This window comes from Pseudomonas sp. GW821-FHT09A09 (assembly GCF_059418405.1).
This window is the reverse complement of record NZ_JBWKPU010000006.1, coordinates 1-13,159: the sequence shown is the minus strand read 5'-3', so window position 1 is coordinate 13,159 and position 13,159 is coordinate 1. Positions and strand designations below refer to the sequence as shown.

Genomic DNA, 13,159 nt, shown 5'->3' with positions numbered 1-13,159 from the left:
CCCTCCCCCCCCCCCCCACCCCCCCCCCCCCCCCCCCCCCTTGCTCCTACAGGGGGTTGCGGTGTTGGGAGGGGCTTGAGCAAGTTCCACGCCAACGCCTGTAACCCCATGGCACAGGGGCTAAGGCACACGGGGTGCTGCTGGAGAAGCAACACCCCCAAGCGACTGCTGGCGCAGCAGCAGTGCTGTTGGCAGGTCAGCAATCGCGTTGCGAAGCCCCGCGCATCAGCCCCGTAAACCGGGGCTTTGGCCGTTTGGCACGGCCTCTGCAATACCCCCTCCACTGAACCCGCCCAATTCAATGGAGCTGCCGATGACCCTTTCCGCTGTCCTGCCCACGCCTGAGCTTGAGCAGATCTGGTTTACCCGTTGCCCGGTGCCGACTGCGTCCGGCATCGCCTACAAACTGGGCTGGCTGACTGAAGAGTTCGCCGCCGATGGCCTGCCGGTGTCCACCTTGCAGGAGGCACGCCAGTTGGGTCGCCATCACTACGATCACGACCTGCCAGGGCTGTTTCGCGAAGGCGGGAATGTGCCGGCATTGGCCGCGCGTGCAGCCGGTGCGCCGAGCCGGCTGATCGGCCTGACCTGGATCGAGGAATGGCAGACCATCCTCGTGCGCCCGGACTCCGGTATCACCCGCCCCGAGGACTTGAAAGGCAAGCGCCTGGCCCTGCCAGCGTGGGGCGAGAGCCGGCCGGGCAGCATTGCCCGGGCCATGAGCCTGCACGGTTACAAGGGCGCCTTGAGCCTGGCCGGCCTGGGCTTTGATGACGTGACGCTGGTGGAAGTGGCGTTGCAGGATCAGGAACAGGCCCCCGACCCGCAGCGTGGTTTGCAGCGCCTTTGGTCGGGCCTGGATTACCTGGTGCGCGGTGAGGTGGACGCGGTGTACGTCAAGGGCGCTTCGGCCGCTGACGCGGCGCGCCGGTTGGGCCTGGTGGTGGGCATCGACTTGGACCTGATCGCCGAGCCGCGTTATCGCATCAACAACGGCACGCCGCGTCCAATCACCGTCCACCAGAGCCTGCTGGACAACCATTTTGACCTGGTGGTGCGCTTCCTCGCGCAAACCCTCAGTGCCGCCGAGTGGGCCGCGAACAACCGCGACAGCCTCAACGCGATTCTTGAAGAAGAAACCCGCGCGGGCAGTGCCGGTGTGGCCGAGGCTTATCGCGGCGACTTCCACACCACCCTGGCACCGGACCTGTCGGCCCAGCGCCTGGCGTTCCTCGACACCCAGAAGACTTTCCTTTACCTGCACGGCTTCCTGGAGCGCGATTTTGCCATCGCCGACTGGGTCGACCCGCGCCCCCTGCAAGCTGCCCATGAACTGTTGGCCACGCGCCGCGCCTGAACCTGGAGACACCCCATGACTGCCATCGTCCACGCACAACCCATCAGCCAGGAATTGCAGGCCTTTATCGACAAGGTCCTGCTGGAAGCTGAAGAAGCCTTCACCGTGTTCCGCGAGACGAACACCATCACCGCCAACGGCACCGTTGGCTTTATCGAGCGCGTGCCCGGCCAAGAATTGCTGGTGTCGGTGAACTACGGCGGCCCGTGGAACTACCGCAAGCCGCTGCAGGCCACCGTCACCGACTTTGCCGGCAACGTGATCTTCGGCAAGGGCAAGGGCGGCCTGGGGCGCTACACCAAGCTGTTCCAGCAGCACCCGGACGTGACCACCGTGTCCCACGTGCATTCGCCGTACCTGGGCGCCTGGGCCCAGACCCACCGCACCCTGCCATTTCATTACGTGCCGGTGCAGCGCTACCAGCTGGCGCGTGAACTGCCGGTGTACATCGACCGCCGCCAGCAAGAGGTGGACTTCATCCTCGACAAGATCGCCGAAAACCCCTTCAACCTGGCCATCCTCGAAGCCAACGGCGGCTCCACGGTCTGGGGCAAGCAAGGGCTGCGCGCCACGGCGGAATTCATCCTGTTGCTGGAGGAGGGTGCACAGCTGCAATTGCTCGCCGACGCACTGGGCGGCTCGCGCGCCTATGGTCCGGGTGTGTTGACCCAGCAATGGAAGATGAGCGGGTTGTTCGAGCAGGCCACGGCGCTGGGCCTGGTGCCGGCGATTGACCGTCGTAGCTAAGGTTCACTCGGTCCAACTGTGGGAGCTGGCTTGCCTGCGATAGCGGTGTACCAGGCGACATCAATGTCGGATGTGCCGCCGCCATCGCCGGCAAGCCGGCTCCTACAGGGGGATTTTTTAATTCAAGGATGTGTTGTCATGGCCGTAAAAATTCTCTGGTACCTCACCACGCCCGACGGCCCTTATCCGTGGGAGCCCGAAGGCCGTTGGAAAACCGATTTCCACCACCTCAAGCAACTGGCCGTCGCCAGTGATCGCCTGGGTTACTACGGCTCTTTGCTCGGCTCCAGCCCGAATGAAAGCCTGGCCGTGGCCGCTTCGTTGATCGACGCCACCCAACGCCTGCGCTTTTTGGTGGCCCAACACCCGGGGGAGCTGTCGCCAGCTGTCTTGGCCAAATGGGCGCTGACCTTCGACCAGTTTTCCAACGGCCGTTTGTTGTTCAACGTGGTCAACGGCAATGACGCGGGCCTGGCGACACTGGGCGTGCATTACCCCCATGACGAACGCTACGCCTTCAGCCTCGAATACTGGCGGGCGTTCCAGGGCTTCTATGCCGGCGATACCCGTGGCTATGACGGCGACTACGTCAAGCTCGCCCCCCGTACGCCCGGCGCAGCCAATCATCCCTTGGGCGGCTGGCACCCGCCGTACCAGAAACCCGGCATCCCGCTGTGGGGCGCAGGCACATCGGGGCCAGGTGTCGAGCATTCGGTGCAGTTGCTGGACGTGTACCTGAGCTTCGCCAATACCCCGCCAAAGCTCGGCGACAAATTCCGCAAGGTGGCCGCCGAGGCCGCGAAGATCGGCCGCGAGCTGACCTTCGGCACCCGCCTGCAGATCATCGTGCGCGAGACCGAGGAAGAAGCCTGGGCCCACGCCGAAAAACTGCTGCAGCGCACCTCGCTGCAAACTGCACGAAACGCCATCGAACGCCAGCTGCCGCCGGGGGTGAGCTTGGATGATTTCCACAGCGACGACCCGCACATCCAGCGCAATGTCGACACTGTTCGCAGCGGGCGCTTGCCTACCGCACGCGAGCTGGAGATCTACCCCAACGTGTGGCTCGGCCCCAGCCTGTTCGGCTTCAACATTCTCGGCCCGGCAGCCGGCACCTACCTGGTGGGCAGTGCCGAGCAAGTGGCCGAGCGTATTCGTGAATACGAGGCCCAGGGTACTTCGGCGTTCATCTTGTCGGGCTTCCCGCTGATCGACGAAGCCCACCGTGTGGCCGATCTGTTGTTCCCGCTGCTCGACCTGGACCACGGTTTTGACGTGCCACGCCTGAGCGTCACCCACAAGGTCGCGCAGCGTGAAGAGGCTTGAGTGATGAGTGACGGATTTTCCCGCCGGGTGTTTCTCGGCAACAGCCTGGCCATCGGCGGCGGCTTGCTGCTGGGGGGCTGCGACAGTGGCGCGGCCCCCCAGGGTGCGGCCGTCCTTACCGGCAAACCTGTCAGCGGTGGGCGCTTGCGTGTCGGCATTATCGACGGTGACCAGTCCGGCAACCTGGACGCTCACAAACCGGTGGGCGGCGGGATCATTCGCGGCTGGGCGCTGTACAGCAAGTTCTGGGAATGGAACACCGACGTCAGCACGCGCCTGGCCCTGGCCGAATTCGCCGAGCCGAACGCTGACGCCAGCGCCTGGACAATCCGCATCAAGCCGGGCCTGGAGTTTCATCACGGCAAGACCATCGGCGCCGACGACATGCTGTTTTCGTTGTTGCGCCTCACCGACCCCAAGCTGGCCTCGCCATTTGCCGGGCTGGTGGGGGCCATCGACCGCAATGCCTTGCGCAAACTGGATGAACGCACGATCGAAATCCGCTTCAAGCACGGCCAGAGCTTCTTCCCGCTGGATGAAACCCTGATCAGCTTCGGCGGCATCGTGCCCACCGACTACGACCCGATTACTAATCCGGTGGGCGCCGGCCCCTACAAGCTCAAGCGTTTTGTACCCGGCCAGCGCTCGCTGTATACGCGGTTCGAGAATTACTACAAGCCGGGCCAGCCGTATGCCGACGAGCTGGAAATTATCGAATTCAAGGACCAGGTCTCCCGCGTCGCCGCCTTGCGCGCCGGGCAGATCGACGTCGCCAGCGGCGTGCAGGCCGAGCACAGTGCGTTGCTCAAGGCCGACGCGCGGTTGCAATTGAGCGTATCGCCGACCACCTCGTTTACCGGCTTCAACCTGAACCTGGCCAAGCCGCCGTTCGACGATGTGCGGGTGCGCCAGGCGTTCCGCCTGCTGGCTGATCGGCAGGAATTGGTGGACCGAGGCCTGAACGGTTTTGGCCGTATCGCCAACGACCTCTATTCGCCCCACGACCCGACCTACAACCATACGATTGCCCAGCGCCCGTATGACCTGGAGCAGGCGCGTGCGTTGTTGCGCCAGGCTGGCCAGACCGACCTGCGCGTGGAACTGACCACCACGCCGGGGCCGGGCGTCAACGCCGCGTTGGTGTTTGCCCAGCAGGCCAAAAAGGCCGGTGTCGAAGTGCGCGTCAACCAAGTCGACGGCGCCGTGTTCAACGGCCCGCAACGCGAGCAATGGCAAGTGTCGCCGGGCTCCACACCGGCCCGTGGTTTCCTCGCGTCGGCATTGCATAACGATGCACCGTTGGCGATCTATAACCGCAGCAACTTCCATGACCCGCGTTTCGACGACCTGTACCGCCAGGCCCTGGCCCAGCCCGATCTGGCGTTGCGCAAAGGCCTGGTGCATGAAGCGCAGCAGATTCAGCACGCGCGAGGCGGCCTGTTGATCTGGGGCTTCAGTGATGTATTGGACGCGGCCTCGGTGAAGGTCGGCGGCCTCACGCCGGAACAGACCACCTTCGCCTCCTGGCGCTTTGACGAGTTGTGGTTGAACCATGTCTGAGCCGCGCTGCAACACCCCACGCACACCTGCGTGGCTGTCCTGGTTTGTCGGGCGCCTGGGCTACGGCCTGCTGACCGCCTGGGTGATCAGCCTGGTGGTGTTTATCGCCACCCAGGCGCTGCCGTCGGACCCGGCGCGGGTGATCCTCGGCCCGGACGCGCCGCTCGACAGCATCCTCACGTTGCAACATCAACTCGGGCTCGACCAGCCGATTGCCTGGCAATACCTGCGCTGGCTAGGGGCGGCCTTGCGCGGCGATTTGGGGGTGTCCCTGGATTCCAACGTGCCGGTCAGTCACCTGCTGTGGGGCCGGTTTGGCTACACCCTGGTGTTGCTGGCGGGCGTCATCGCCGTGGTGGTGCCCACTGCATTGGCACTGGGCGTGGCGTTGGCGTTGCGGCGCGACAGCCGGCTGGATCGCTGGGGCCTGTCGCTGCTGATCTTCCTCAAGGCCACGCCGGGGTTCCTGCTGGCGATCGGTCTGGTGCTGCTGTTCTCCATGCCCCACATGGATTTTTTGCCGGCCGTATCGATCCTCGACCCGGACCAGTCGCTGCTGCGTCAACTCAGGTTCCTGGTGCTGCCGGTGTTGGCCCTGAGCCTCACCGCCTTGCCGTACCTGACCCGCATGGTGCGCGCCGCCATGATCGAGGCGCTGGCGTCCGACTATGTGATTGCCGCCCGGCTGCGCGGGGTGCCGGAGCGGCGCATCGTGTGGCGCCACACCTTGCCCAATGCGCTGGTGCCGGCCATCCAGGGGGTGGCGCTGACCTTGCGCACCTTGATCGGTGGCGCGGTGCTGGCCGAAGTGATCTTCAGCTACCCCGGCATTGGCACCGCGCTCAACGCCGCGATCCAGATGCGCGACCTGCCGATGGTGCAGGCGATTGTGCTGGTGATCACCTTGGCCGTGGTGCTGATCAACCTGCTGGCCGACCTGTTGACCGTGCTGCTGACACCCAAGCTGCGCACGGCGCGGCGGGTGACCCTGATCCAACGCAACCGTCGCGGCATTACGCTCTGGTGGCGCCGTTCCCGAGGTGACGCATGAACGAGCCGCAAACCCGCAAGGGCCTGTTGATCACGCTGCTGGTGGTGGCCGTGGCATTGCTCGGCCCCTGGCTCGCGCCCCACGGGCCGACGGACATGGTCGGCCCGGTGTACGGCGCCCCCACGGGCGCGGCGTGGCTGGGGTATGACTTTTTGGGACACGACGTGCTGTCGCGGTTGCTCAGCGGTGGCGTATCGGTGCTGTGGATGTCGGTGGCGGCGGCGAGCCTGGCGCTGGCGGTGGGCACCACCCTCGGTTTGCTCGCCGGCTTGTCGCGGCGGCGGTTGGACCAGTGGATCACCTGGTCGGCGGACGTGTCCCTGGCGTTTCCCGACCTGATTTTGGTGTTGCTGATCGTCTCGATGCTCGGGCGCGCGCCGTGGCTGATCGTGTTGACGGTGTCGATTGCGTTCATCCCCGGCGTGATCCGCCTGGCACGCGCCAGCGCGGTGGCGGTGGCGGGGCAGGAGTTTGTCGAAGCGGCGCAGATGATGGGGTATTCGCGCCGGCGCATCCTGTTCAAGGAGATTCTGCCGAACATCCTCACGCCGTTGCTGGTGCACTTCGGCAATCTGCTGACGTGGGGCGTGGGCATGCTTTCGGGCCTGAGTTTTCTCGGCTACGGCGTGGCGCCACCGACGGCGGATTGGGGCTTGATGATCAACGAAAACCAGGCGGGACTGCTGGTACAACCCTGGGCGGTGCTGGCCCCGGCTGTGCTGATCGGTGTGTTTGCCTACGGCACCAATATCCTGGCTGAAGGTATCGGCCGCAGCAGCGCAGGGACGGGAGCAAAACAGCCATGAACGCCATGACCGAAATCGATAGCGCGGTGTTGAAGGTGCGCGACCTGCGGGTCGAATTGGCTGGCGAGGTGGACGTGGTGTCGGGCATCACGTTCAGCCTGCAAGCAGGGGAGATCCTGGGGCTGGTGGGTGAGTCCGGCTCGGGCAAGACCACCCTGGCCACCGCATTGTTGGCCCATGCCCGGCGTGGTGCGCAGATTGTCGGTGGCCAGGTGCAGGTGGGCGGCCACGCGCTGTTGAGCCTTGACAGTGAAGCCCTGCGCCGCGCCCGAGGTGGCCTGATCGGCTATGTCGCCCAGGACCCGGCCACGGCCCTGAACCCGGCGCTGCGCATCGGTCATCTGTTGCGCGAGACCTTGGCGGTGCACCCCTCGGGGTTGGACCGCGAGGCGCAACAGCTGCGTATCACGCAGACGTTGCGCGATGTCGGCTTGCCGGATGAGCCGGAGTTCTTGCGGCGTTTTCCCCATCAACTGTCCGGTGGCCAGCAACAGCGTGTGATGCTGGCACTGGCCTTTGTGCTGCGTCCACGCCTGATCGTGTTGGACGAACCCACCACCGCCCTCGACGTCACCACCCAGGCGCACATCCTCGACACCCTGCGCCGCCTGTGCAAACGCCAGGGGGTGGCGGCGGTGTATGTGTCCCATGACCTGGCGGTGATCAAGGACCTGGTGGACCGGGTGATGGTGATGTACGCGGGGCGCATCGTCGAAACGGCGACGCGGGAGGCGCTGTTCAGCCGGCCGTCCCACCCGTACACCCGAGGGTTGCTGGCGGCGATCCCGGACGTGGCGGGCCGGCGTGAACTGCAGGCGATTGCCGGGCATGCGCCGGCACCGGGGCAGCGGCCTCAGGGGTGCAGCTTCGGGCCGCGCTGCGAGCGGTTTACCGAGGCGTGTTCGCGGGCGGAGCCCACCTTGCCGGTGGACGTCGCCCATGCCGTGGCCTGTTGGGCGCCCCATGAGCAACCGTTGCAGGCGGTCGCACTGACACCGATTGCAAGCGTCACGGCGCATACCCAGGCTTCGTTGCTGACGGTCAGCGCGTTGAATGTCGCTTACGACCGCCAAGTGCTGTTCGACATCAACATGCAAGTGCAGCCGGGCGAATGCCTGGCGCTGGTGGGCGAGTCGGGCTCAGGCAAGACCAGCCTGGCCCGGGCCATTGCCGGCCTTGGGGAGAACGCCACCGGCGCATTGAGTTACGCGGGGCAGGCGTTACCTTTGCAGGCACGCCGGCGTGAGGCGGGGCAGCGGCACCCGATCCAGTACATCTTCCAGAACCCGTACCGGGCGTTGAACCCACGGCAAACGGTGTATCAGACGCTGAGTGCGCCCCTGGAACACTTCTTCTGCGTGAAGGGGGCAGCGGCGCGGCAACGGGTCGAAGCGGTGCTGACGCGGGTGTCGCTGCCGGCCTCGGTCGCCGACCTGTATCCCGGCAGCCTGTCGGGTGGCGAACGCCAACGCGTGGCCATCGCCCGTGCGCTGCTGTGTGAGCCCAGGCTGCTGATCTGCGATGAAATCACCTCGGCGCTGGATGTGTCGGTGCAAGCCTCGATCCTTGACCTGCTGCGCCAGTTGCAGCGCGGAGGGCTGACCTTGCTGTTCGTCACCCACGACCTCGGCGTGGTCCGTGCGATTGCCGACCGGGTGCTGGTGCTCAAGGCGGGCAGGGTGGTGGAGCAGGGCGCGGTGGATGAGGTGCTGGACCGGCCGCAGGCGGCGTATACGCGTACGTTGCTGGAGCATTCGCCGTCGTTGCGGTGATGGATGGCACCGCGGTGCGGTGATCGCCGGCAAGCCGGCTCCTACAGGTTTTGCGGCGTATGCAAGTTTTTTGTGCACACGATCCACTGTAGGAGCCGGCTTGCCGGCGATGGCGTCCTTCCAGACACATCCAGAGCCAAAGTCCAGCCTCAAACCGCCAGGAGCCGCACTAGCCTTACCTGCCTGTATTCATCTCAGGAGGACAAGGATTGTCCACACGCCCCCACGCCAAACATTTACGTAATGGCCGTTACTCTGAAAGCGGCCAGATCTACATGCTCACTGCAGTCACCCAATATCGCGACCCCGTGTTTGCCGATTGGCAAGTCGGGCGATTGGTCGTCCAGCAATTCCGTCAGGCGCAAAACGATGGGCTTGCAGATTCACTGGCGTGGGTAGTCATGCCTGATCATTTTCATTGGTTGGTCGAGCTGAAACACAGCACCTTGCCTGCCTTGATGTTGGCCACCAAGTCCCGTAGTGCCAGGGCAATCAATGCTCGCCTGGGGCGATCGGGGCGCTTTTGGCAGAAGGGTTTTCATGATCGGGCAATCAGGCGCGAGGAGGATTTGCAGGCAGTCGCGCGATACATCATCGCCAACCCGTTGCGGGCCGGGCTTGTGACGCGGGTGCATGATTATCCGTTGTGGGATGCGATATGGGTGTGATTTTGCGGACGCCATCGCCGGCAAGCCGGCTCCTACAATGGAATATGTGGCGAAATCAAACCTGTAGGAGCCGGCTTGCCGGCGAAGCGTCACACGCCGTTACGCAACGCTTGCCTTCCTGCGCCGTGCCTCTTCCCGCACCGCCGGAATGATCCACCGCCCATAATCCACGGTGTCGTACAACGGGTCATAGCCTCGATTCAAAAACGTGGTCACGCCCAGATCGACGTAATCCAACAACGCCTGCGCCACTGTTTCAGGTGTGCCCACCAGCGCCGTGGTATCGCCATACGCACCCACGGCCGTGGCGGTTGGCATCCATAACGCGCGGTCATGGCGGTCACCCAAGGCTGCGGCTGCCAGCAAGCGTTCCGAGCCGGTGCCCTTGATGCGTTTGCTCCACGGGCTGCCCGCCGCAAACTGCGGGTTGGCCTTGATCTGCGCCAGTATCTGCTCCGCACGCTGCCAGGCCAGTTCCTCAGTCGCGCCCAAAATCAAGCGTACCGACAAACTCACCCGTGGCGCGCCAACCCCGGCCGACGCCGCGGCGGCCTTGAGCTTGGCAATCTGCTCCGCCACGCCACTCAACGGCTCGCCCCACAGCGCATACAAATCCGCATGCTTGACCGCGATCTGGTAGGCAATGTCGGAAGACCCGCCAAACGAGATCGGGATATGCGGCTGTTGCAGCGGCTTGACCGGTGAAAACGCGCCCTTGATGTTGAAGTACTTGCCCTCGAAATCGAACGGTTCCTCGGCGGTCCAGGTGCGGCGCACGATCTCCAGGTATTCGTCGGTGCGCTGGTAGCGTTCGGTCTTGTCCAGCAGGAAATCGCCTTCCTGGGGTTCGGCGGTGATGCCGGTGATGGCGTGCAAGCGAATGCGCCCGCCGCCGGTGGTGTGGTCCAGGGTGGCGAAAGAACGGGCGGCCACGGTCGGCGCGGTGAGCCCCGGGCGGTGGGCGATCATGAACCCCAGGCGCTCGGTGTGCGCGGCCGCGTAGGCGGCGATCTGCAAGCTGTCGGCGCTGCCGGGTCCGCTGGCAATGAGCACGCGGTCGAAGCCGGCGTGCTCGTGGGCGCGGGCGTGGTGGCGGATGAAGTCGAGGTCGAAATCCGGGCTGCGAACGCCACGGGTCTCGGACCATTGGCGGGGGAAGATCATGCCGACAAATTCAATGGACATGGAGCGCTCCTGGTGCGGATCAGAATTGATAGTCGACCTGGGCCAGCAAAGTGCGGCCAGGCATGGGTTGCAAAAAGGTGTTGGTGGAACCGGCTAGCCCGCTGACGAAGTTCAGTTCGTTGGTCAGGTTGAGCACGCGCAAGGTGGTGCTCCATTGCGGCTGGCGGTAGTACAGGGCGAGGTCGAGGTTGTACTCGTTGGGAATCTTCACGGTCTTGCTCAGGTTCAAGTACCAGCTGCTGGTCCACCAGCCGGACAGCTCGGCGCCAAAGCCGGAATCGAAGCGGTAGTCGACATAACCGCTGGCGGTGTACTCAGGAATCTGCACCGCGTCATAGCGCCCGGACGGCCGCTGATTGAGGCTGTTGTTGTCGCCGAACACCGTGCCGTTGTCGGGAATAAAGCCCGCCGAGGCGAACCCGGCCTGGGAGGTGAACTCGTTGTAGGCGTTGAGCTTGGACAGGTTCAGGCCGCTGCGCAGGTGGTCATCCGGCTGATAACGCACGGTGGCTTCCACGCCCTTGATCATCAGCCGTGCGATGTTGTTATTGCTGTCGGGCGCCTGGTCCCGGGCTTGTTTGAATGCCGCTAAAGTCATGAACAATTGATTGGGCACCGCCTCGACCTTCACGCCCACTTCATGCAGCACGCTCAGGCTCTGGAACGCCAGCGGGTTGAGACTGTTGGCGCCACTGCCGCTGCCCCAGCCCAGGCCGTTGGAAAAGAACCCGGTGTTCACCGCCAGCGAGTGGTCGAAGGTGTAGTACAGCGTGGTGTTTTCGGTGGGTTTCACATAGGGGCTGACCTGGAAGGCAAACAGCCGGTAGTTGTCGCTGTCCTGGTGCCGGCTGCCACCGGCCAGGGCGAAGGGATTGTGGATTTCCGCCTCGATCCAGCTGCGACTGGCGCCGATGTTCAGGCCGAAATAATCACCGTATTTGAGGTTGTGCTGGCTGAACAGGGTCTTGGTGGTCCAGGTGCTTTCGGCGGTGTAAGGCGCCACCGACTCCGCGTAAAGGCCGTGCCCGGCCGCGTACATCGGCGGCAGGTTGAGCCAGCCGTAATAGTTGGAATACTGCGGCACGCCCGGTTGGCCGATCCACGCGCCGTTGCCCCCGGCCGGGTTGCTGCCGTCGAGGCCGAGCAGGTCACCGGGATTTTTGCCGGACGGGTTCTGGGTCAGGTCATAAGCGTTGATGGTCGAGCCGAAGCTGTTGTTGGCGGCAATCGACTGGTTGAACTCGCGGCGATAGATCAGGCCGGTGTTGCTCTCGTCGCGCAGGGTCCAGCCGCCCACTTGGGTTTCGTTGCGTGAGCGGAACTCGAAGCGGTTGTCGAAAATGGTGTCTTTGGATTGCACCTGGAAGGCGCCCACGGCGTCGGTGATGTCCTGGGAACGCTCATAAAACGTGCTGTTGGCCAAGGTGATGGTCGGCGACAGGTCGGCCTCGATGCGCAGTTGTGTGGTGAAGCGCCGTGAGCTGCTTTCATCCTCTTTGCGTTGCCCGGTCTGCGACGACAACGACTGCTCGCCATTGCCCGCCAGCGTCGGGTCGTACACCCAGCCGCGCAGGCTGCCGGGGTTGGCCTGGGTGTTGGGCGAGGCGGTCTGGAAGCTGCCATCGACCACGCTGTATTGGCCCTGGGCATTGCGCTGGCGCTGCACCCAACCCAGGGTTGGCGCATCGGCAGCGCCGGAGGCGAGGACCGGCGACCACAGGGTGTTGCCGTTCTGGATGATCGGCGTGGCGCGCCCGGCGTAATACTTGCCGTGGTCCACCAGGTCCTGGGTAGCGCGGTTCCAGCCGTGGGTGATGTTGTAGTCGTAGTAGTTGTCGTAGCTGGCGTTCCAGTCCACGCGCACGTTGTCGTTGCGCCAGGCGAGGGCGCCGTAGAACGCGTCGAAGTTGTTATCGACGTTGTCGTAGAAATCCTGCTGGCGCTGCTTGGTGATGCTCACGCGATAGGCGAGGTTATCGGTCAGCGGGCCGGTGTTGTCGATGCTGAACTTGTTGGAACTGCGCGAGGTGCCGTCGGGCACCCACGAGCCCAGTTCGCCACTGAGTTTGGTCTTGAATTCATTGAAGTCCGGCTTTTTGCTCAGGTAGTTCACATAACCGCCGCTGCCAGACACCGAGCCATAGGTCACCGAGGACGGCCCGGCGACGATATCGGCACCCTCATAGGCGTTGAAGTTGGCCGGGTGGCGCACGGCGTAACCGCGCTGGCCGTCCTGGAAGATCTCCGAGCCCTGGGCGCGGAACTGCGGGGCGATGCCGGCGTTCTGGCCACCGCCCCGGGTGATGCCGGGGGCGTATTTGACCAGGTCGTCGGCGCTGTGGATCGAACCGTTGGCCAACTGCTCGGCGTTGATCTGCACCACCGAGCGCGGGGTGTCGAGCACCTTGGCCTCGGTGCCGCCGTACACCGAGGTCGGCGGACGGGTGGGCAGGGCGTCGTCATCGGACTCGGCGGCGCTCGCTTGCACCGTCACGGTTTGCAGTTGAGTGTCGGCGGCAAAGGTCTGCAGCGGCAAGGTTGCGGCCAGCAGCAGGGGTAAACGCAAGGCGATAGCGTGCATGGCAGAAATGCCCCATTAAAAAGAAATGAAAACGCAGATCCCCTGTAGGAGCCCGGCTTGCCGGCGATGAGGGCCTCAAGCCCTACGCCAATCAAAAGGACGCCAT

10 protein-coding genes are annotated in these 13,159 nt (G+C 64.4%); 8 read left to right on the top strand and 2 right to left on the bottom strand.

The window, feature by feature from the left end:
• Window positions 1-313: 313 nt before the first annotated feature.
• From AC07OV_RS06760 to AC07OV_RS06725, 8 genes are all read left to right on the top strand, one after another.
• Window positions 314-1,357: an ABC transporter substrate-binding protein gene (locus AC07OV_RS06760; protein WP_259171253.1), complete on the top strand. Its 1,044-nt coding sequence runs from the start codon at window positions 314-316 to the stop codon at window positions 1,355-1,357.
• Between the two features lie 15 nt (window positions 1,358-1,372).
• Window positions 1,373-2,104 (top strand): class II aldolase/adducin family protein, encoded by a 732-nt coding sequence (locus tag AC07OV_RS06755; RefSeq protein ID WP_259171254.1) that lies wholly within the window; start codon window positions 1,373-1,375, stop codon window positions 2,102-2,104.
• 138 nt (window positions 2,105-2,242) lie between these two features.
• On the top strand, window positions 2,243-3,430 hold the full coding sequence (locus AC07OV_RS06750; RefSeq protein WP_495091861.1) for an LLM class flavin-dependent oxidoreductase: 1,188 nt from the start codon (window positions 2,243-2,245) through the stop codon (window positions 3,428-3,430).
• Between the two features lie 3 nt (window positions 3,431-3,433).
• Window positions 3,434-4,990 (top strand): ABC transporter substrate-binding protein, encoded by a 1,557-nt coding sequence (locus AC07OV_RS06745; RefSeq protein ID WP_495091860.1) that lies wholly within the window; start codon window positions 3,434-3,436, stop codon window positions 4,988-4,990.
• Window positions 4,983-6,041 carry an ABC transporter permease gene (locus tag AC07OV_RS06740; RefSeq protein ID WP_495091859.1) on the top strand — a complete coding sequence of 353 codons (1,059 nt, stop codon included), beginning with the start codon at window positions 4,983-4,985 and terminating at the stop codon, window positions 6,039-6,041. The genes AC07OV_RS06745 and AC07OV_RS06740 overlap by 8 nt, the downstream gene beginning before the upstream one ends.
• Window positions 6,038-6,847 carry an ABC transporter permease gene (locus tag AC07OV_RS06735; protein ID WP_259171257.1) on the top strand — a complete coding sequence of 270 codons (810 nt, stop codon included), beginning with the start codon at window positions 6,038-6,040 and terminating at the stop codon, window positions 6,845-6,847. Before AC07OV_RS06740 ends, AC07OV_RS06735 begins: the two co-directional genes overlap by 4 nt.
• The gene (locus tag AC07OV_RS06730) at window positions 6,844-8,619 is read left to right on the top strand and encodes a dipeptide ABC transporter ATP-binding protein (protein WP_495091858.1); all 1,776 of its coding nucleotides are present in this window, start codon (window positions 6,844-6,846) and stop codon (window positions 8,617-8,619) included. The genes AC07OV_RS06735 and AC07OV_RS06730 overlap by 4 nt, the downstream gene beginning before the upstream one ends.
• Before the next feature lie 209 nt (window positions 8,620-8,828).
• A complete protein-coding gene (locus tag AC07OV_RS06725) occupies window positions 8,829-9,287 on the top strand; it encodes an REP-associated tyrosine transposase (RefSeq protein WP_494999085.1) in 459 nt (152 codons plus the stop codon).
• Between the two features lie 99 nt (window positions 9,288-9,386).
• Here the strand turns inward: AC07OV_RS06725 and AC07OV_RS06720 are convergent, their stop codons facing one another.
• On the bottom strand, window positions 9,387-10,472 hold the full coding sequence (locus AC07OV_RS06720; RefSeq protein WP_495091857.1) for an LLM class flavin-dependent oxidoreductase: 1,086 nt from the start codon (window positions 10,470-10,472) through the stop codon (window positions 9,387-9,389).
• A 19-nt stretch (window positions 10,473-10,491) separates the two neighbouring features.
• Window positions 10,492-13,053 carry a TonB-dependent receptor plug domain-containing protein gene (locus AC07OV_RS06715; RefSeq protein WP_495091856.1) on the bottom strand — a complete coding sequence of 854 codons (2,562 nt, stop codon included), beginning with the start codon at window positions 13,051-13,053 and terminating at the stop codon, window positions 10,492-10,494.
• Window positions 13,054-13,159: the final 106 nt, after the last annotated feature.